The sequence below is a fragment of the Lacticaseibacillus zeae subsp. silagei genome, assembly GCF_030770335.1.
In the GTDB taxonomy this organism is placed as follows: Bacteria; Bacillota; Bacilli; order Lactobacillales; family Lactobacillaceae; genus Lacticaseibacillus; species Lacticaseibacillus zeae.
On record NZ_CP132484.1, the window covers coordinates 923,626 to 945,077 of the forward strand.

General features: G+C 48.0%; 18 protein-coding genes and 1 tRNA gene. All 19 read left to right on the top strand.

The annotated features are described in order from the left end of the window. Positions 1–136: 136 nt before the first annotated feature. Entirely contained in the window at positions 137–784 is a 648-nt protein-coding gene (locus tag LACZS1_RS04435) for a YfbR-like 5'-deoxynucleotidase (protein ID WP_010489378.1), read from the top strand. A gap of 172 nt (positions 785–956) precedes the next feature. Next, positions 957–2,972 carry an excinuclease ABC subunit UvrB gene (gene uvrB / locus LACZS1_RS04440; RefSeq protein WP_010489376.1) on the top strand — a complete coding sequence of 672 codons (2,016 nt, stop codon included), beginning with the start codon at positions 957–959 and terminating at the stop codon, positions 2,970–2,972. Positions 2,973–3,168: 196 nt separating this feature from the next. Further along, complete coding sequence (gene uvrA / locus LACZS1_RS04445; protein WP_070650194.1) at positions 3,169–6,057, top strand: excinuclease ABC subunit UvrA; 2,889 nt, start codon at positions 3,169–3,171, stop codon at positions 6,055–6,057. A 205-nt stretch (positions 6,058–6,262) separates the two neighbouring features. Then, positions 6,263–6,802 carry an HdeD family acid-resistance protein gene (locus tag LACZS1_RS04450; protein ID WP_010489372.1) on the top strand — a complete coding sequence of 180 codons (540 nt, stop codon included), beginning with the start codon at positions 6,263–6,265 and terminating at the stop codon, positions 6,800–6,802. A gap of 137 nt (positions 6,803–6,939) precedes the next feature. Then, complete coding sequence (gene rapZ / locus LACZS1_RS04455; RefSeq protein WP_010489370.1) at positions 6,940–7,827, top strand: RNase adapter RapZ; 888 nt, start codon at positions 6,940–6,942, stop codon at positions 7,825–7,827. Next, the gene (locus LACZS1_RS04460; RefSeq protein WP_070650193.1) at positions 7,824–8,852 is read left to right on the top strand and encodes a gluconeogenesis factor YvcK family protein; all 1,029 of its coding nucleotides are present in this window, start codon (positions 7,824–7,826) and stop codon (positions 8,850–8,852) included. Before rapZ ends, LACZS1_RS04460 begins: the two co-directional genes overlap by 4 nt. 4 nt (positions 8,853–8,856) lie before the next feature. Beyond that, positions 8,857–9,804, top strand: coding sequence for a DNA-binding protein WhiA (gene whiA, locus LACZS1_RS04465; protein ID WP_047105807.1), 948 nt, complete (start codon positions 8,857–8,859; stop codon positions 9,802–9,804). A 300-nt stretch (positions 9,805–10,104) separates the two neighbouring features. Continuing rightward, complete coding sequence (locus LACZS1_RS04470; protein ID WP_010489365.1) at positions 10,105–10,560, top strand: MarR family winged helix-turn-helix transcriptional regulator; 456 nt, start codon at positions 10,105–10,107, stop codon at positions 10,558–10,560. A 117-nt stretch (positions 10,561–10,677) separates the two neighbouring features. Continuing rightward, positions 10,678–11,268, top strand: a complete 591-nt coding sequence (clpP, locus tag LACZS1_RS04475; RefSeq protein WP_005684526.1) for an ATP-dependent Clp endopeptidase proteolytic subunit ClpP — start codon at positions 10,678–10,680, stop codon at positions 11,266–11,268. Between the two features lie 322 nt (positions 11,269–11,590). After that, positions 11,591–11,662, top strand: a tRNA-Arg gene (locus LACZS1_RS04480). A gap of 558 nt (positions 11,663–12,220) precedes the next feature. Then, positions 12,221–13,258, top strand: a complete 1,038-nt coding sequence (locus tag LACZS1_RS04485; protein WP_010489344.1) for a sugar-binding transcriptional regulator — start codon at positions 12,221–12,223, stop codon at positions 13,256–13,258. Positions 13,259–13,294: 36 nt separating this feature from the next. Beyond that, positions 13,295–14,317 (top strand): type I glyceraldehyde-3-phosphate dehydrogenase, encoded by a 1,023-nt coding sequence (gap, locus tag LACZS1_RS04490; RefSeq protein WP_025013036.1) that lies wholly within the window; start codon positions 13,295–13,297, stop codon positions 14,315–14,317. 180 nt (positions 14,318–14,497) lie between these two features. After that, positions 14,498–15,688, top strand: coding sequence for a phosphoglycerate kinase (locus LACZS1_RS04495; protein WP_010489340.1), 1,191 nt, complete (start codon positions 14,498–14,500; stop codon positions 15,686–15,688). Between the two features lie 78 nt (positions 15,689–15,766). Next, positions 15,767–16,522, top strand: a complete 756-nt coding sequence (tpiA, locus tag LACZS1_RS04500) for a triose-phosphate isomerase (RefSeq protein ID WP_047105810.1) — start codon at positions 15,767–15,769, stop codon at positions 16,520–16,522. A 48-nt stretch (positions 16,523–16,570) separates the two neighbouring features. Next, complete coding sequence (eno, locus tag LACZS1_RS04505) at positions 16,571–17,875, top strand: phosphopyruvate hydratase (protein WP_010489337.1); 1,305 nt, start codon at positions 16,571–16,573, stop codon at positions 17,873–17,875. A 140-nt stretch (positions 17,876–18,015) separates the two neighbouring features. Then, positions 18,016–19,596 (top strand): ClC family H(+)/Cl(-) exchange transporter, encoded by a 1,581-nt coding sequence (locus LACZS1_RS04510; protein ID WP_070650192.1) that lies wholly within the window; start codon positions 18,016–18,018, stop codon positions 19,594–19,596. Positions 19,597–19,701: 105 nt separating this feature from the next. Then, positions 19,702–20,070, top strand: a complete 369-nt coding sequence (locus LACZS1_RS04515) for a hypothetical protein (RefSeq protein WP_070650191.1) — start codon at positions 19,702–19,704, stop codon at positions 20,068–20,070. 165 nt (positions 20,071–20,235) lie between these two features. Continuing rightward, positions 20,236–20,472: a preprotein translocase subunit SecG gene (gene secG / locus LACZS1_RS04520; protein WP_010489332.1), complete on the top strand. Its 237-nt coding sequence runs from the start codon at positions 20,236–20,238 to the stop codon at positions 20,470–20,472. Positions 20,473–20,716: 244 nt separating this feature from the next. Next, complete coding sequence (locus tag LACZS1_RS04525) at positions 20,717–21,451, top strand: alpha/beta hydrolase (RefSeq protein ID WP_093997920.1); 735 nt, start codon at positions 20,717–20,719, stop codon at positions 21,449–21,451. The last annotated feature ends 1 nt before the right edge of the window (position 21,452 follow it).

Genomic DNA, 21,452 nt, shown 5'->3' on the forward strand with positions numbered 1-21,452 from the left:
TTTGTTTGCATTCACTCAGGACAACCCGGTCCCAAAATGTGAAACACCTTGCAATGGTCTGGCTATGGTGGTAGTCTTTTAGCAATTTAAGTAATTTTTTTGATCGTCACAACAAACAACAGGAGGTCATTTTGACATGGGCATGCACCAATTTATCCAAGGACTGAGTAATCTGGAGACACTGCGGCGGGCACCGGGCTTTTTCAAGTATCAGGAGCACTCGGTGGCGGCCCACAGCTTCAAGGTTGCGGAAATCGCACAAATGCTGGGCGATGTCGAGGAATTGGCGGGGAACAAGGTTAATTGGCAGATGCTCTACGAAAAGTCGCTGAACCATGATTACACGGAACGTTTCATCGGCGATATCAAAACGCCGGTCAAATATGCCACGCCGACATTGCGGCAGATGCTTGCCGACGTTGAGGCTACGATGACGGAGAACTTCATCAAAAATGAAATTCCGCGCGATTTTCAGGATCGTTATCGCCGTCGTTTGTCTGAAGGCAAAGACGACACGCTTGAGGGCCAAATCTTGAGTGTGGCCGACAAAATCGACTTGCTTTACGAAGGATTTGGCGAAATTGAAAAAGGCAATCCTGAACAGGTCTTTCTTGACATCTACACGGAAAGCCTGAGTACTATTCTGGAATTTAAGAATCGACCAAGCGTCCGGTACTTCCTCGATCAGGTTTTGCCGGATATGCTGGAAGAAAAGTTTGCCAGTCGTGATCAATTGGCCAAACTGACCAAAGCAACCATGGCAGAACACGAGCCGAGTAAGTAGCGAAAGTATGTTCGCTATGTTATAATATGCGAGATGAAAGTTGGAATGCGTTTCAAATCGGTTCCAACTTTTTTGATGAAAAATTTTGGTACAACGGCGGGATACCGCATACAAATGGATGTTAATGCGCGTGTGAATAGCCGCGCGTCACATGTTGATTGGAGGCATGTCGATGATCGAACGAATCGCTGATCGTAAATTTGATCTGGTTTCACCTTATCAGCCGGCTGGGGACCAACCTCAGGCGATTGCCAAGCTGACAAAAGGGTTTGAAGAAGGCAAGAAAGAACAAATCCTGTTAGGTGCAACCGGGACCGGGAAGACGTTTACGATGAGCAACATCATCGCCAACCTGAATAAGCCGACTTTGATTTTATCGCATAATAAAACCTTGGCGGGACAGCTTTATGGCGAGTTTAAGGAATTCTTCCCGCACAATGCGGTTGAATATTTTGTTTCTTACTATGATTATTATCAACCTGAAGCCTATGTGCCCAGCACGGACACGTATATTGAAAAAGACAGTGCTATTAATGACGAAATCGACAAGTTGCGGCATAGTGCAACCAGTGCGTTACTTGAACGAAACGACGTGATTGTGGTGGCGTCGGTGTCATCGATCTTTGGCTTAGGCGATCCGCATGAATATAAGAATCATGTGTTATCGCTACGAACCGGGATGACGATTGACCGGAATACGTTACTACGGCAACTGGTCGATATCCAGTTTGATCGGAATGACATTGATTTTCAGCGTGGCCGTTTTCGCGTTCGCGGGGACGTTGTTGAAATTTTCCCGGCCAGCCGTGATGATCATGCCATTCGGGTTGAGTTCTTTGGGGACGAGATTGACCGAATTACTGAAGTGGACGCATTGACCGGTGAAGTCATTGGCACGCGGGACCATGTTGCCATTTTCCCGGCCACCCACTTTATGACCAGTGACGAACAGATGCAACGTGCGATCAAGAGTATTTCGGCGGAATTGGAAGATCGCCTGAAGGTGTTGCGGGGCGAGAACAAGTTGCTTGAAGCGCAGCGCTTGGAACAGCGGACGAACTATGACATTGAGATGATGCGCGAAATGGGCTTCACCAGTGGCATCGAAAATTATTCCCGCCACATGGATGGCCGCAAACCCGGCGAACCGCCGTATACACTGCTAGACTTTTTCCCGAAAGACTTTACGATCATGGTTGACGAAAGCCATGTCACAATGCCGCAGATTAAAGGAATGTACAACGGTGACAGAGCGCGGAAACAGATGCTGATTGACTATGGCTTCCGTTTGCCAAGTGCATTGGACAATCGGCCGCTGAAGATTGAGGAGTTCGAAAAGCACGTCAAGCGCATTTTGTATGTCAGCGCCACCCCGGGACCTTACGAATTGAGTCGCGTACCCAAGGAAGATATTGCTGAGCAGATTATCCGGCCGACCGGTTTGCTGGATCCGAAGATTGAAGTACGTCCGGTGATGGGACAAATCGATGATCTGGTTGGTGAAATCAACAAACGCATCGATGCTCATGAACGGGTTTTCATTACCACTTTGACTAAGAAAATGGCGGAAGACCTGACCGACTATCTGAAGGATATGGGGATTAAAGTCCGCTACTTGCATAGCGATATCAAGACACTGGAACGGACCAAGATTATTCGTGATTTGCGGCTAGGTAAGTTCGATGTGCTGATCGGCATTAACCTTTTGCGTGAAGGAATTGATGTGCCGGAAGTTTCGTTGATTGCGATTCTTGATGCTGACAAGGAAGGCTTCTTGCGGGCAGAACGATCCTTAATCCAGACGATCGGCCGGGCATCGCGTAATGAGCACGGTAAAGTGATTATGTATGCGGACAAAGTCACTGATTCGATGAAGGCCGCGATTGATGAAACCAAGCGGCGGCGGGCGATTCAGGAGAAGTTTAACGAAGAACATCATATTCAGCCTAAGACCATTATCAAACCGATTCGGGCAGCTATTTCGACCTACGAACAGTCTGACGATGAGAAAGCCGAGGCCAAGAAGACCTTTGCCGAGGTTGACTATGAAGACATGACCAAAGCCGATAAGAAAGAATTGGTGGCCAACCTGCGTTCACAAATGCAGACGGCGGCCAAGAAACTGGATTTCGAACAGGCGGCATCGTTACGGGATACCATTCTGGAGTTGCAAGCGGATATGTCTTGAGATTTTTGTAACGAACTTGCATGATGAAACAAAGTCAGCCATGATTACCTTGATTAGATCCGGCGATCGTGGCTGTTTTCTTGTCGTGATCCTGGCGTTGAATGAGACGCAGGGACTGATCCGCTTCGTCGCACCAGATGGGCTGACATTCTGGTGGCAGACGGCGGCTTGTTTTAATTGAGGAGATTTTTTGTGAATGGCAAATGATAAAATTGTGATCCATGGGGCACGTGCCCATAACTTAAAAAATATTGACGTGACCATTCCCCGTAACAAACTCGTGGTCATGACGGGGCTGTCCGGTTCTGGCAAGTCCAGCCTGGCGTTTGATACGTTATATGCAGAAGGCCAGCGTCGGTACGTTGAAAGCCTGTCTGCCTATGCCCGCCAATTTCTGGGCCAGATGGAGAAACCGGACGTCGACTCGATTGATGGGCTCAGTCCGGCGATTTCGATTGACCAAAAGACGACTTCCAAGAATCCCCGTTCAACGGTCGGCACCGTCACGGAAATCAACGATTATCTGCGGTTGTTGTGGGCGCGAGTTGGTCATCCGATTTGCCCGAATGATGGGACACCGATTACGAGTCAGAGTGTCGAGCAAATGGTGGATCGTGTCTTAGCATTACCGGAAAAGAGCCGGATTCAAATTTTGTCACCGATTGTGCGGCGCAAAAAAGGCAGTCATAAGAAAGTCTTCGCCAAGATTATGCGTGAAGGTTATGTGCGGATGCGCGTTGATGGTGAAGTCATGGACGCGACGGCCGACTATGAGCTGGATAAAAACAAGGCTCATGATATTGATATCGTGATTGACCGGATTGTGGTGAAGCCTGAAGCGCGCAGCCGGTTGTTTGATTCATTCGAAGCGGCGTTACGTCTGTCGGAAGGTTACGCCAATGTCGATGTGATTGGCGGCGAGACGTTACGGTTTTCCGAACATTTTGCCTGCCCGATTTGTGGCTTTACCATTGGTGAAATGGAGCCGCGGCTCTTTTCGTTCAATGCCCCATTTGGTGCCTGCCCGGAATGTGATGGCTTAGGGGTTAAGCTCACGGTCGATATGGATTTGGTGGTGCCGGATCCAAGCATGACCTTGGCACAAGGCGCGATTGCTCCGTGGAATCCTATTAGCTCTCAGTATTATCCGGAATTGTTGGAACAAGCTGCAACGGCCTTCAAAGTGCGCATGGATGTGCCATTTGAGAAGTTGACCAAACGGGAGCGCACCGTTGTCCTTGATGGCAGTAACGGTAAGCCGTTCCATTTTCATTATGAAAATGATTTTGGCGGCGTTCGGGATGTCGATGTCCCGTTTGAAGGGGTACTGACCAACATTTCCCGGCGCTATGCCGAGACCAACAGCGATTTTACGCGCCAACAGATGAGGAGTTACATGACCGCATTGCCTTGCCCGGTCTGCCATGGCAAGCGACTGAATCGGCAAGCACTTGCCGTTAAAATTTCCGGTCGTGATATTGCCGAAGTTTCCGATTTGGCGATCAAAGATGCCTTACCGTTCTTTAAGCAGATTCAGCTGAGCGAGGCTGAAAGTGTGATTGCTCAGCCAATAGTGAAAGAGGTTGTGGATCGTTTAACCTTTCTTGTCAATGTCGGTCTTGGCTATCTGACCTTGAGTCGTAGTGCCGGAACGCTGTCTGGCGGTGAAGCACAACGGATTCGGCTGGCAACCCAGATCGGCTCCAACTTGAGCGGGGTCATGTATGTTCTGGATGAGCCGTCAATCGGCCTGCATCAACGCGACAACGATCGCTTAATCGCCTCTTTGAAAAAAATGCGTGATTTAGGCAATACGCTCATTGTGGTTGAACACGACGAAGATACCATGCGGGCGGCCGATTATCTGATCGATGTCGGCCCGGGTGCCGGTGACCATGGCGGACAGATTATGGCGGCAGGCACGCCTAAACAAGTGGCGCGGGTACGCAAGTCGATCACGGGGCAATACCTATCTGGCCGTAAGTTTATTCCGGTACCGTTAAAGCGTCGGACTGGCAATGGCAAAGTGATTCGTTTAGAAGGGGCTGCCGACCATAATCTCAAGCATATCAATGTTGATTTTCCATTAGGCAAGTTTATTGTAGTTACCGGGGTTTCCGGATCGGGCAAGTCAACGCTTGTTAATTCGATCTTGCGGCGGGCATTGGCCCAAAAGCTGAATCACAACTCCGAAAAACCCGGACCATATGATAAGATTCTGGGTTATAAAAACATCGAGAAGCTAATCAATATCGATCAGAGCCCCATCGGCCGGACGCCACGGAGCAATCCAGCTACCTACACCAGCGTTTTTGATGATATTCGCGGATTATTTGCAGAAACCAATGAAGCTAAACTGCGTGGCTACAAAAAAGGGCGGTTCAGCTTTAACATCAAAGGTGGTCGCTGTGAAAACTGTAAAGGCGACGGGATCATCAAGATCGAAATGAACTTTTTACCGGACGTTTATGTACCTTGCGAAGTTTGTCATGGCAAACGGTATAATTCCGAAACGCTTGAAGTGACGTACAAAGGCAAGAATATTGCGGAAGTCCTCGACATGACCGTTGAAGAAGCCACCAACTTTTTCAAAAATATTCCAAAGATTCGCCGCAAGTTACAGACGATTGTGGATGTCGGCTTGGGCTATGTGAAGCTTGGTCAAAGTGCTACAACCCTTTCCGGTGGTGAAGCACAGCGGATGAAGCTGGCCAGTGAGTTACAGAAGCTTTCGACCGGTAAGAATTTTTATATTCTGGATGAACCGACGACCGGTTTGCATACCGATGATATTAAGCGGCTGCTGGAAGTGCTGGAACGCTTGGTCGATGAAGGCAACACGGTTTTGGTCATTGAGCACAATCTGGATGTGGTTAAATCTGCCGACTGGGTCATTGATCTGGGTCCTGAAGGCGGAGATGGCGGTGGCCGCGTCATTGCCACAGGCACGCCGGAACAAGTCGCTGAGGTGGCTGATAGCTACACCGGCCAGTACCTCAAACCGGTTCTGATCCGTGACACCAAACGGACCAAAGAAGCGGCTGCCAGCAAGGATGGTAAAGCAAAAAGTGCACCTAAGAAATAAAGCGTTCGATAGTCGCGTTTAAAACCGCGACTATTTATGTACATAAATGAGCAGCGCGGAACCGATTTTTGATAACTTTTTAAAGGTTGCGGATCATGCGTGGCTAGCGGCATTTGCCGGCGTCTTCAAAAATTCCGGTAATTCAATTTATTGAATTGCTTTTTGAAATGGTATGATAGAAATGATTAAGAAAGTAGGGAATAATATGTTAAATCGAAAGAGTTTTGGCTTTGACTGGGGGCAGTTCATCACCGGTATTCTGTTTCTGGTTGCTGCTTTTGTGGTCTTACGGTACCCGTTAGCGACATTAAGGACGGTTACCTTTATCTTTGCTGTCGTTGCCATTATTCGAGGGATTGCGGTTCTTGCGGGCTTTTCCACATTGCGCCAGTTTACCGGTAGATTGGCATGGATTTCCTTGATTATGGGAATTTTTGACCTTGTCATTGGCCTGATTTTCTTATTGAATTCTGGCTTAGGCGTGGCGACGATCACCATGATGTTTGCTATCTGGTTCCTGGTCGATTCTGTCGGCTCATTGTTCAACGTCGGTCATCTGCGCGTTGCCGGCACCGGCTGGTTTGTTGTTTATCTGATTCTGGATATTCTGGCGGTCATTGTTTCGCTGATGCTGTTCATGCAGCCGGTGATTGCGGCAGTGACGCTGGTGACCTTGCTGGCGATGTTCTTCGTCCTGTTCGGCATCGAGTGTATTGTCATCGCCTTTGCTCGACGCAACATTTAAATTGTCCACCAAAAGCCCGAAGGATCGGTGTTTCTAAGCCGGTTCTTCGGCTTTTTTGATTTCGGGAGTCTGTGATGGTAGGAATGACACGCCCGGAATGTTATACTTGATTGAATATGAGCACAAAGGAGCCTTTTATGACTGAAAGTTTGGATCTTGTTATTATCACTGGGATGTCGGGTGCTGGCAAAACCGTTGCAATGCAGGCGTTTGAAGATTTAGGGTATTTTTGCGTTGATAACATGCCGCCAGCGCTGCTTCCTAAGTTCTGGGAACTCGTTAAGGAATCCGGGAAGATCTCAAAGGTTGCACTAGTCGTGGATTTGCGTAGTCGGGCCTTTTATGACCAGATTATCGACATGTTGGCTAATCTGGACAACAACGCTTACGTTCATTCGCGCATTTTGTTCTTAGACGCGACGGATGAAGAACTGGTTTCGCGTTACAAGGAAACCCGCCGTTCCCATCCCTTGGCAATGGAAGGCCGGTTGATGGACGGCATTAAAAAGGAACGCGTGCTACTAACTGAGTTGCGGAATCGAGCGCAAGTCGTGATCGATACCACCACGTTAAGTCCGCGGCAGTTACGGGAAAAGATCTTTTTAAACTTCAAAGAAAATAGCGGTCAGCCAGCCTTTCATATTGAAGTCATGTCATTTGGGTTCAAATACGGGTTGCCGATTGATGCGGACATTGTCATGGATGTCCGGTTCCTGCCTAATCCGTTTTACGTCAAGGCTTACCGGCCAAAAACCGGTTTGGATCAGGAAGTTTATGACTATGTAATGGACAATGAAGATGCCGAAAGCTTCTACAACAAATTTTACGATTTGCTGGCTGAGATCATGCCCAAGTATAAAGCCGAAGGGAAAACCAGTGTGACGATCGCGATCGGTTGCACAGGCGGTCAACACCGAAGCGTTGCGTTTGCGGAGCGCATCGGTAAGGCATTTTCGGATGCGTATGCGGTTGATATTACCCATCGGGACATTAAGAAACATAAGGAGACGGTGAATCGTTCATGAGTCGGGAAACTAAATTTATCCGCGTCATTCGCGGGCGGCGTCCGAAAGTCGTCGTGATTGGCGGCGGAACCGGATTGCCGGTTATCTTGCATAGCCTGCATGAACAGGATGCTGACGTAACGGCGATTGTGACGGTTGCCGATGATGGCGGGTCGTCAGGCACCATTCGCAATTATATTAACGTGGTGCCGCCTGGTGATATTCGCAATGTGCTTGTTGCCTTGTCGGAGTTGCCGAGTCTGTATCTGGATATTTTCCAGTATCGCTTTAACACCACCGATGCGTTTTTTGCCGGCCATGCGATTGGCAACTTAATCATTGCGGCTTTGTCAGAGATGAAAGGCGGTATTTTCCCGGCGGTTCAGCAGCTGAGTGAAATGATGCAGGTGGATGGTCACGTTTATCCTGCCAGCAACACGCCACTCACACTTAATGCCGAATTCACAGATGGAACGAGCCTATCCGGTGAATCCGAAATTACCGCGGCCGGTAAGAATATCAAGCATATTTCCGTCTCCGAAACCGATCCGACTAATGGCGAACCCAAAGCCGTCCATGAAGTCATTGATGCCATTATGGACGCGGACGTGGTCGTGCTGGGGCCCGGCAGTCTGTTTACCAGCATCCTGCCGAACCTGATGATTGGCAATCTGGGTGACGCTGTGAAGAAAACGAAGGCCGAAGTCATTTATATCGTTAACATCATGACGCAAAAAGGCGAAACGCAAAACTTCACCGATGCCGACCATGTCCGGGTCTTGAATGAACAGATGGGTGAGAATTTTGTCGACACTGTGCTCGTCAATATCGAGCCGGTTCCCGAGAATTATCTCGATCACCAAAAGTACAATGAGATTCTGACGCCGGTTAAGCATAATTATCAAGGTTTGCGTGACATGGGCTGTCGCGTGATTTCGGAAGACTTTTTGAAATTGCGTGATCGCGGCGTCTTCCATGATGGCGACAAGGTGGCTAAGGAAATTTTGAATTTAGCCTTTCAAGTGAGTGCGAAAATCCGGAGGTGAGGGCATGGCAAGCTTTGCCAGTATGGTGAAAAAAGAACTGACCCAACTCGAGGTTCATCCTGAACATGCGAAGGCAGAGCTGTCGGCATTGATCCGGATGAACGGCAGCCTGACATTGATGGCCCATCGGTTTGTCTTAAACATTCAAACCGAAAATCCGGCCATTGCTCGGCGAATTTATAGTTTGATTCGCCAGGTTTATCGGCATGAAGCCAACTTGGTCGTTCATCGCAAAATGAAACTCAAGAAAAATTATCAGTACATTGTCCGCCTGACAGAAGGCGTCAATGATATTCTGTCGGACTTGTCAATTTTGGATCCGACGACGATGGCGATTTCGACGACGGTCCCGGCAACGGTTTTGGAAGAACCACAACGGATGCGTTCCTACTTGCGCGGCGCTTTTTTAGCCGGCGGATCGGTGAATAATCCGGAAACATCGCGCTATCATCTGGAAATTTATTCGTTGTATGCCGATCACAATGCCGGCATTTTGAAAATGATGAATCATTTCAATCTGAATGCGCGCACTGTCGAACGCCGAAGCGGCTATATTGTTTATTTAAAAGAAGCCGAAAAAATCGCGGATTTCCTGCAGGTGATCGGGGCGACGAATGCGATGCTTAAGTTCGAAGATGTCCGGATTGTGCGCGATATGCGTAACTCGGTGAACCGTCTCGTTAATTGCGAAACGGCGAATATGAACAAAACCATTGATGCGGCCCAGAAACAAATTGAGAATATCAACTATCTTAAAGATCATGTGGGGTTGGATAACCTGCCAACCAAACTGCGCGAAATTGCCGTTTTGCGCTTAGCCCATCCGGATGTCTCGTTACAGGAGTTGGGCGCCATGGTTCCGGGTGGGACAATTTCGAAGTCAGGCGTCAATCATCGGTTGCGCAAACTCAATCAGATTGCCGAGGGTTACCAGCAACCGGAAGATGCCTAGCAGCTATGATAATTGCAAGATAAGCAAAAAGCCATATTTATAAGATAATGCCTTTGTTTCCTCAAGATAATCGTGTACAATGTAACCGACATCAAGTTATTTGATGTGGGCATTTGAACGACCCAGCTGCCACTTTTAGGATGCTAAAAACTGTCCGGCAGTGCACTGGTTGACGAATGCCACGACAAGAAACATGAGTCAGTTTACATTCGGATTTACAGTGATGTTATTACCAGATGAAGCGGTAATTGTCACGTTCAGCGGGATACAATTGTTGCTTAGGTTTTAGGAGGAAGCACTATGGTCAAACCGATCACGTTAAATGAACAACTTTGTTTTGCAATTTACAAGGCACAGAAACAATATAATCATTTCTATGCTCAGGCATTAGCGCCGTTTAAGTTGACGTATCCGCAGTACATTACGTTGTTGTCGCTATATGAACACGGCACGATGTCGGTTAAGCAGGTGGGCCAAACACTTGAGTTGGACAGCGGTACTTTGACACCGTTAATGAAGCGTCTGGAAAAAGACGGCTGGATCAGCCGCAAACGGTCAACCGAAGATGAACGTCGCGTTGATGTTAGCTTGACGCAAAAGGCTTTGGATGCGCGCGATGAGATTTTTGAACATGTTGGCTCCTGCATGGAATTGATGAATTTGCCGCAAACTGAATATGATCGTATCAAGACTGAGGTAACGCGTGTCGATGAGCATCTGAGTGCTATCGCTGACGACGCCTACCCACAAGTCTGAACGATTTTTATAAGGTCAAAGATTGTGATTAAAATCTTTGACCTTATTTGACTTTAGCAGTATACTTAGCACTGTACTTTAAAGAGTGCTAAAAAACGATTTTCAGGAGGTTAGGACATGCTAGTACCTACCGTCGTTGAACAAACCAGTCGTGGCGAACGCGCTTACGACATTTACTCACGTCTATTAAAAGACCGGATCATCATGTTGTCCGGTGAAGTAAACGATCAAATGGCAAACTCGGTCATCGCCCAGCTACTTTTTCTTGATGCACAGGATTCTGAAAAGGACATTTACCTTTACATCAACAGTCCCGGTGGTGTAATCACCAGCGGCTTGGCGATGCTTGATACCATGAACTTCATCAAGTCCGATGTTCAGACCATTGCTATTGGGATGGCTGCATCCATGGCATCTGTCCTGTTAGCCGGTGGCACGAAAGGCAAGCGCTTTGCTTTGCCGAATTCGACCATTTTGATCCATCAGCCTTCAGGTGGTGCCCAAGGTCAGCAAACCGAAATCGAAATTGCGGCCGAAGAAATTTTGAAGACCCGTAAAAAGATGAATCAGATCCTGGCCGATGCAACAGGCCAGACAGTTGAGCAAATCAAGAAGGATACTGAACGTGATCACTATATGAGCGCTCAGGAAGCCAAGGATTACGGCTTGATTGATGATATTCTGGTTAATAAGAATAATCAAAAATAAGGTTTAAACGAATTGGCACACCGCTGTTGTAGTAGCGGTGTGCTTTTATTTTGGTGGGGGAAAAAGGTGTCGAAGAAGAGTCTTAAGAAAATGGAGACCATCAGATTGCCGTCGAATTGAAGTGATAAGCTCTTAAGGGCAATCCGGTTCCGAAACGCGATCCCCGGCGCAGAAGCCTGCGTGTAAGGACCTTGGTCGCAATGGCAAGGAGCGCCATCACGACCAAGGCCGCTTACACTCCGGCTTCTAACCGCGCCGGCTCACGCTCTACATAAAAAGACTTGCAAATTACCTCCTGATTGAGTAATATAATTAGGTACTTGCGCGGTTAGTGTAATGGATCGCACGTGAGATTCCGGTTCTCGAAATCCGGGTTCGACTCCCGGGCTGCGCAGAATTCCAGTCATATGGAAAATACCGAAAATAGAAAAGTCCGCTATGGCGGGCTTTTTGTTTGCCATAATGTGTTTGTAGGACGCAAATGTCGCTGATCAGCATAGCCCTTTTTAGGCTAAGAAAACGCCAAATGAAATCGTTCCCTCACCAAATGGCAGTTTCGCTTGAAAAATGCTCAAAACAGAACAAGCAGTGATGAAAGAACCCATGACTGGCTGTGTGTAGGCTGTTGAAATAGATCGAAATACAGTGCATGAAAATTTCATTAGAAGCAAGCCGAAACCCCTGATATCAAAAAGCCGCAGCGAGGTTGCCAAAACTGGTAAATGCCGAACATTTGAACCATTCTTGAAGTAGATGTTCAAACTTAACCGGTTTTGTGATTACTTTAAGACGATTTAGGCAACAGACTTGCGATAAAGCGGAACCCCTGCTACAATTGGTTTTGTTGGTAAGGGAAAACAGCAAACGTTGGGTTCCTAATTTTTTTCAGCTTGCTGGGTCGGCAAACGACTCGGAGGGACGTGAAATGACCCATTAAAGAAGGACGTGCCTTATGCATACTGAACTTGCGTGGCTCAAAGCGATCGCGCCTGATCTGATGGGCGTCGTCACTAAACGCTATCAGGTCCTTCAATTTATTAACTGGATGGCACCGGTTGGCCGGCGAACGTTAGCCGAACAAATGAAGATTTCAGAACGCGCATTACGTACAGAAACAGATTTTTTGCGCGGGCAGGGGCTTTTAGAGAGCTCGAAATCTGGCATGGTGTTGACAGCTAAAGGGTTAGAAACTTTTCACGGCCTCGATCATTTGATGAATCAGTTGCTGGGAATCAAAGATGATGAAAAGCGACTGGCAACGCATCTTGGTATCGACCATTGTCTGGTCGTTTCCGGGGATGCAGATCAGAGTAGTCGGGTTCTTGATGAACTTGGCAAAACGTTGAATTCAACCTTACAATTACTGTTACCGCCTGGGCATTTAACGATTGCCGTTATGGGTGGCACAACGATGGCACATTTAGCCACGCAGTTAACTTTTCAGCTATCTGCGGGCCGTGAACTGTCGTTTGTCCCTGCACGGGGTGGCCTCGGTGAAGCCGTGACCATTCAGGCCAACTCGATTGCGGCCGCAATGGCAGAAGCAACCGATAGCAAATATCGAGCTTTATATGTTCCTGAGAATCTAAGCTCGGAGTCCTATGAGTCCTTAATCAAAGAGCCGTCGGTAAGAGAGGTTTTAAACCTTATCGACAAAGCTCAGGTAGTGATTCATAGTGTGGGCGATGCGCTGGTCATGGCTAAGCGCCGTGGCATGTCGCCTGATACGATCAGCATGTTGAAAGCCAAACATGCCGTTGCCGAGGCATTCGGTGTTTTCTATGATGCCAAGGGCAAGGTCGTTTACAAGATACCGCAAATCGGATTACAGCTTGCGGATCTTGATCATATACCGTATGTCTTCGCAGTTGCGGCGGGTAAAAGTAAAGCCAAAGCAATTGCGGCGTACATGCAGCACGCACCGAGTCGAACGTGGCTGTTAACTGATATCGGTGCAACAAATTCGATTTTAACTGGGGCAACCCGTTAGAATAAAACCTTATTTCCTAAAGGAGGAAATTTTAGCATGACTGTTAAGATTGGTATTAATGGTTTTGGCCGTATCGGTCGTTTGGCATTCCGTCGTATTTACGAATTGGGTGCAAAGAGCAATGACATCCAGGTTGTTGCGATCAACGATCTGACCAGCCCAACCATGCTGGCTCACTTGCTTAAGTATGATTCAACTCACGGTACTTTCCCTGGTGAAGTTAGTGCAACCGATAACGGTATTGTCGTTGACGGTAAAGAATACCGCGTCTACGCAGAACCGCAAGCCCAGAACATTCCTTGGGTTAAGAACGATGGCGTTGACTATGTTCTTGAATGCACAGGCTTCTATACCTCTGCTGAAAAGTCACAAGCTCATTTGGATGCAGGTGCAAAGCGTGTTCTGATTTCTGCCCCAGCTGGCAAGATGAAGACCATCGTTTACAATGTTAATGATGACACTTTGAATGCAGACGATAAGATTGTTTCTGCTGGTTCTTGCACGACCAACTGCTTGGCACCAATGGCTTACTTCCTGAACAAGGAATTCGGCATTGAAGTTGGTACCATGACCACCGTTCACGCTTACACCTCAACTCAGATGTTGCTTGACGGCCCAGTTCGTGGTGGCAACCTGCGTGCTGCACGTTCTGCCGCCGCTAACACGATTCCTCACAGCACTGGTGCTGCTAAGGCTATCGGTTTGGTTATCCCAGAATTGAACGGCAAGTTGCAGGGTCACGCACAGCGTGTTTCTGTTGTTGACGGTTCCTTGACCGAATTGGTTTCCATCCTGAAGACCAAGAACGTTACAGCTGACCAAGTCAACGAAGCTATCAAGAAGCACACCGAAAACAACCCTAGCTTCGGCTGGAACGAAGACGAAATCGTATCTTCCGATGTAATCGGTACGACTTATGGTTCAATCTTCGATCCTACTCAGACTGAAGTTACAACTGCCGGTGACTATCAATTAGTTAAGACGGTTGCTTGGTACGATAACGAATATGGCTTTACTTGCCAGATGATCCGTACCTTGCTGAAATTTGCTACTCTCTAATCCGGAGTAACGCTTTTCTAACCGCAACATCCGAAGCGGAGGGAGCTTTACTCCCTCCGCTTTTTTTGGAAAGGTGATAAAAACCAACGCAAACACGATGATTTTTGCCCTTTGCGAGCACCATGGTGGAGGACCTATGTTCATCCATCATCTTTGGGAAAATGAAGGAGGTCAAATCTTTTGGCTAAATTAATCGTTTCAGATTTAGATGTTAAAGATAAAAAAGTTCTGATCCGCGTTGACTTCAACGTGCCGATCAAAGATGGCGTTATCGGTGATGACAACCGGATCGTGGCAGCATTGCCAACCATCCAATATGTCATTGATCACGGCGGCAAGGCAATCTTGCTGTCACACCTTGGTCGAGTTAAGACCGAAGAAGATAAGGCTAAGCTGACGTTGAAGCCAGTTGCCCAACGCTTGAGTGAATTGCTGAAAAAGCCAGTTACTTTTGTACCGGCTACCCGCGGTAAGGAACTGGAAGATGCCATTGCCAAGATGAACGATGGCGATGTGCTTTTGATGGAAAACACCCGGTTTGAAGATCTTGACGGTAAGAAAGAATCCGGCAATGATCCTGAATTAGGCAAGTACTGGGCAAGCCTTGGCGACCTGTTCGTCAATGATGCCTTTGGTACGGCACATCGTAAGCATGCGTCCAACGTCGGCATTGCTTCCAACATGAAGCAAACAGCTGCCGGTTTCTTGATGGAAAAGGAAATCAAGTTCTTAGGCGACGCTGTTGACAACCCGAAGCACCCATTCATCGCTATCTTGGGTGGTGCCAAGGTTTCCGATAAAATCGGTGTCATCGAAAACTTAGTGCCTAAAGCTGATAAGATCCTTATCGGTGGTGGCATGACTTATACCTTCTATGCAGCCAAAGGTATGAGTATTGGTAACTCATTGGTTGAAAAAGACAAGATCGACTTAGCCAAGAAGATTATGGACCAAGCCGGCGATAAGTTGCTTTTGCCTGTTGATTCTGTTGTTGCCCCAGAATTTTCAAACGATGCTCCTCATAAGGTTGTTGAAGGCGATATTCCAGATGGCTACATGGCATTGGATATCGGCCCGAAGACGATTCAAGAATTCAAAGATGCCTTGCAAGGTGCCAAGACGGTTGTTTGGAACGGCCCGATGGGTGTCTTCGAAATGAGCAATTACGCTGAAGGTACTTTGGAAGTCGGCCGTGCACTCGGTGATTTGAAGGATGCTACGACAATCATTGGTGGTGGCGATTCAACCGCTGCTGCTAAGCAATTGGGTATCGCACCTAAGATTACCCACATTTCCACTGGTGGCGGTGCTAGCCTTGAATATCTTGAAGGCAAGACGTTGCCAGGTATCGCAGCCATTTCTGACAAGTAATTTGTCAGTGATGCTGATCTAACAGTCAATGCCGACACGTGCTGAGCGTGTCGGTACATAATGAAAGGAAGCTAAGTCATGCGGACACCATTCATTGCTGGTAACTGGAAAATGAACAAAAACCCCAAGGAGACGCAAGCCTTTTTGGATGCTGTGAAAGGCAAACTGCCTGACGCAAGCAAAGTTGAAACGGTTATTGGCGCACCTGCCATTGATCTGACGACTTTGGTTGCCGGAGCAGAAGGCACACCTTTAAAGACAGCGGCAGAAAACTGCTACTTTGAAGATGAAGGTGCTTATACCGGCGAAACCAGCCCGAAAGCATTAAAGGAAATGGGCGTTGATTATGTCATCATCGGCCATAGCGAACGTCGTGGTTACTTCCACGAAACCGACGAAGATATCAATAAGAAAGCTAAGGCTATCTTTAAGAACAATCTTCTGCCGATTATCTGCTGTGGCGAAAGTTTGACCCAGCGTGAAGCTGGCCAAACCGAAGATTGGGTTGCTTCGCAAATCGAAGCAGCTTTGGCTGGCTTAACTGCTGACCAAGTCAAGGTTGCCGTTTTGGCCTATGAACCAATCTGGGCAATCGGGACCGGTAAGACTGCGACTGCCGATCAGGCACAAGAAGTTGTTGCCCACATTCGTGCGACCGTTGAGAAGTTGTATAATAAAGACACGGCAGACGCTGTTCGGATTCTTTACGGCGGCTCCGTTAAACCAGCGAACGTTAAGGAATTAATGGCTAAGCCTGATATCGATGGCGGCTTAGTCGGTGGCGCTTCGATGGATCCTGAAAGTTTCATCGCCTTGGCTAACTACCAAGATTAATCTGGTTTCCAATATTAAACAGCCTTCTGGCAAAAAGGAGAAGAATATATGTCTATCATTACTGATGTATTGGCACGCGAAGTTTTGGATTCACGTGGCAACCCTACTGTTGAAGTTGAATTGTATACCGAAGATGGCGGTTTTGGCCGCGCATTAGTTCCATCAGGTGCTTCAACCGGTGAACACGAAGCCGTTGAGCTGCGTGATGGTGACAAGGATCGTTTTGGCGGCAAGGGTGTTTTGAAGGCCGTTGGTCATGTCAACAATGAAATTGCCAAGGCTGTGATTGGCCTTGACGTTACCGAACAACGCCTGATCGACCAAACCATGATCGATCTTGATGGTACACCAAACAAAGGCAAGCTGGGTGCCAACGCCATCTTGGGTGTTTCCTTGGCTGCTGCCCGTGCTGCTGCTGATGAAGTCGGCCTGCCATTGTATCAATATCTTGGCGGCCCGAACGCTCATGTTCTGCCAACACCAATGATGAACGTTCTTAATGGTGGCGCACATTCAACTAACACTGTTGACTTCCAGGAATTCATGATTATGCCTGTTGGTGCCAAGAGTGTTCGTGAAGCCGTTCGCATGGGTTCAGAAACCTTCCATGCACTGCAGGCTTTGTTGAAGAGCAAAGGTGACATTACCGCTGTTGGTGATGAAGGTGGCTTCGCTCCTAACTTGAAGGACAACGAAGAAGCCTTCGAACTACTTGTTGAAGCGATCAAGAAAGCTGGCTACAAGCCAGGCGACGACATTGCCTTGGCCTTTGATGTTGCGGCTTCAGAAATGTACGATGCCGACACCAAGACTTACACAACCAAGTGGTCAAACCCTGACAAGAAGTACACCACCGAAGAATGGACCAACATGATCGATGGTTACATCAACAAGTATCCGATCGTTTCTGTTGAAGATCCTATCGACGAAAACGACTGGGAAGGCTGGCAGACATTCACCCAGAAGATGGGCGACAAAGTTCAGATCGTTGGTGATGACCTGTTTGTTACCAACACCGATTACCTGAAGAAGGGTATCGATATGGGCGTTGCTAACTCAATTCTGATCAAGCTGAACCAAATCGGTACTTTGACTGAAACCTTCGAAGCAATTGAAATGGCTAAAGAAGCTGGCTACACCGCCGTTGTTTCACATCGTTCCGGTGAAACCGAAGACACCACGATTGCTGACTTGGTTGTTGCAACCAACGCCGGTGAAATCAAGACCGGTTCCATGAGCCGGACCGACCGGATTGCCAAGTACAACCAGTTGATGCGCATCGAAGATCAATTAGGTGCACAATCACAATACAAGGGTCGCAAGTCCTTCTACAACGTTAAAGCAATCGACTAATTAATCGCCGTTGCTGTCGTTACGAGCACGTCACTTATGACAAGTGGCGTGTTTTTTTCCTAATTTTTTGAAAGAATGGGATTTTTCTCGTTTCCTTTTAAGGTTTATACTGAATGAATGTTGGCATGGAGGGAAATGTTGTGGCACGAATCATTAAGGAAAAAGAAAAATTCGATATCACCCGCCTGCGGTTTGTCTTGCTGGGATTATTGGTCGGCTTGATGACCGGTACGGTGGTCAGTGCTTTTCGTTACTGTATTGAAGTCGGGTTGCGCGCCAGTCATCAGGTATACGGATACTTACATATGGGGCCGTTTGTCTGGTGGCACTGGGCCTTATTGATTGCCTTTAATCTGGTGCTGGCGGCGCTTGTGGCCCTAATGTTAAAACAAGAACCCTATATTTCCGGGTCAGGCATCCCTCAAGTCGAAGGACAGCTTGCCGGCGAATTGGAAATGCATTGGTGGGCCATTCTTTGGCGTAAGTTCGTTGGCGGCGTGCTGTCACTTGCTCCCGGTTTGTTTCTGGGTCGTGAAGGGCCTTCGATTCAGTTAGGCGCAGCCGTGGGTCAAGGCTTGGCTGGTGGATTCAAATTGCGCGGAACCGATCGGCGTCTCCTAATTGCATCCGGATCAGCAGCCGGACTCGCAGCTGCCTTCAATGCGCCGATTGCTGGGACCCTGTTCGTGTTGGAAGAGGTTTACCATAATTTCTCGCCGCTGGTTTGGCTGACTGCACTGGCTGGTGCCATTGGATCGGATTTCATCTCGCTGTACGTGTTTGGACTGGTTCCCGTGCTACATTTGAGTTATTCGCGAAGTTTGCCGGTTACCAGTTACTGGCATTTGATCCTCCTAGGCATTCTTCTAGGGCTGCTAGGCTATTTATACCAACGGGTGCTTTTATCCATGCCGCGGTGGTATCAACGATTGACCCACTTACCACGGGTCGTGCAAGGCGTCGTGCCGTTCATCTTATTGATTGCGGTCGGTTATTTTACCCCTAATCTGCTCGGCGGCGGCAATAGCTTGATTGTCGGGTTTGGTCAGTATGTGCCGCCACTTTTGACGTTACTGGGTATTTTCGCCATTCGCTTTGTTTTTTCCATGATTTCTTATGGCTCAGGGTTGCCGGGCGGTATTTTCTTGCCGATTTTATCGTTAGGGGCGATTATCGGGGCCATTTATGGGGTGGTCATGTATCAGCTGGGCTTGTTGCCACATGTCTACATCATGAATCTGATTATCTTCTCGATGGCCGGATACTTTGCCGGAATTGGGAAAGCGCCGTTTACTGCGATTTTATTGGTGACCGAGATGGTGGGTAATCTGACCCATCTCATGCCGCTGGCGGTGCTGTCGTTGACGGCTTATCTCGTGGTTGACCTGCTTGGTGGTGCGCCGATTTATGAAGCCTTGCTTGAACAAATGACATTTCCTAAAACCGTTGCCCAGCTACACCGGCCTGATCGATTGGAAATTCCGGTTTTTGTCGGCAGTTCACTCAACGGCAAGCTGGTTCGTGACATGCCATGGCCAAAAGAGGCATTGCTGATCGGCATTCGGCGCGGTGAGCGGGAAGTGATTCCTCATGGCGATACATTGATTCGAGAAGGCGATACACTGGTATTGCTGACAGATGCGGCTGAGCGTGTGCGGGTGAAAAAACGAATCGATGCCCTGTCTGCGGCTTTGGCGACAGCGCATAAAACGCGAGTGTGATGCCGTGTCTGTGAATCGCAGCTTTTAGGTGGCAGCTAATCGGTATGCATGTATAATGAACCTGTCAAAGTGATGGCTATCGTCAACAGAAGGGACTTGATCACCATGAGAACATTTCGCATCGTGTATGCAATCGCAAGCATTCTCCTTGGGTTATTTTATTCGGTTGGCGGCGAACTAGGATTGCTCACATATTCCGGTGACGGTTTTGCCAGCTTTATTGTGCCGTTCTTACTGGGTTTCGTAGCGAATTGGGGCATGGTTGCGCTCGTCATAGTTGGCGTTATTATCGATAAGCAGATGCGCTGGTGGTATTTAGGTTATCCGGTACTGATGGGTCTGAATATTGCCCTGAATCAAATGTTGCCAATTGGGGTGGCGGATCAGGCCAGCTATTTAATGCCGTTCCTGGTGGCCGTGATCGGCGGCTACATGCTGTACCAGACTTTCAGAAAAAAGGCGCCTGTCGCATGATAATTGAACGGGCATGTGATTGTAGGAAAGGGCTTATTGGCCGCTGAAATCGGCTTATGTTTAGATCGATGATGAAAAAGATGACTGAAATCAGCAAAGATTCGCCTTTGCCTTGCTTTTATGCTAAACTACTAAAGTGAGATTTTTCGCAAGGGAGGCAACAACTTGCAAAGTTTATTGACCACATTACTTGTGATCGATTCGATTTTTATCGTGATCGCAACTTTAATGCAACCAAGCAAACAACAGGATGCGTTAAGCGCATTGTCCGGTGGGGCAACCGATTTATTCGGGAAGACCAAATCCCGCGGTTTTGAAGCTTTCATGGAGAAAGTCACCGTTGTATTGGGTGTCATTTTCTTCGGCCTCGCCATCGCGCTGGTCTATCTGGAAGCCCATTAACCAAAGTCTCCTGGAACGTTCAGGGGGCTTTTTTTGCAGAAGCATGGATCCAACCTGCCTAGAACTGCCGCTTAAGCATATAAGTTCCTGTGCGGTGTATCGACGATCTGCAGCCAAGGCTTTGTATCAGGTTTTGGCAAGACGGACGATCTTGGTATCAGTCTGGCAGCTAAACATGCACAATATTTAAAAATCGGCGTTCATGCGTCGAATATCACTGAAAGCCACAAAGGACGATTTCACCATGATCTTTCGTAAACCGCAACCTTTTGAATACGAAGGCACCGACACAGGCGTTGTTTTACTGCATGCGTACACTGGCAGCCCCAATGACATGAATTTTATGGCCCGAGCTTTACAACGTGCCGGTTATGGGGTGTATGTGCCGCTTTTTGCCGGGCATGGAACCTTAGAGCCCATGGATATTTTGACGAAGGGCAATCCAGACATCTGGTGGGCAGAAGCCAGCGCTGCCGTTGCCCATATGACCGCAAAGTACACCCACGTGTTTGTGTTTGGCCTGTCGTTAGGCGGTATTTTTGCGGTAAAAGCTTTAGAAAAATTACCTGGCATTACGGCTGGCGGCGTTTTTTCATCGCCGATTCTGCCAGGCAAGCATCATTTGATTCCGGGATTTTTAAAATATGCCCAGTATATGAATCGCTTGGCCAATAAACCGGATGAAAGTACCCAGATTCTGGCTTATCTGCCGGGACAACTGGCTGCAATTGATCAGTTTGCCACGGGGGTTGCGGCCGATTTGGATCTAGTCAAGCAACCGACTTTCATTGGTCAGGCCGGTGAGGACGAATTAGTGGATGGTCGATTGGCGTACCAATTGCGCGATGCGTTGATTAACGCGGCCCGTGTGGATTTTCACTGGTACGACGGGGCCAAGCACGTTATTACCGTCAATTCGGCTCACCACGCACTAGAACAAGACGTTATTGAATTTATGCAACAAGAAAACGAGGGATAGC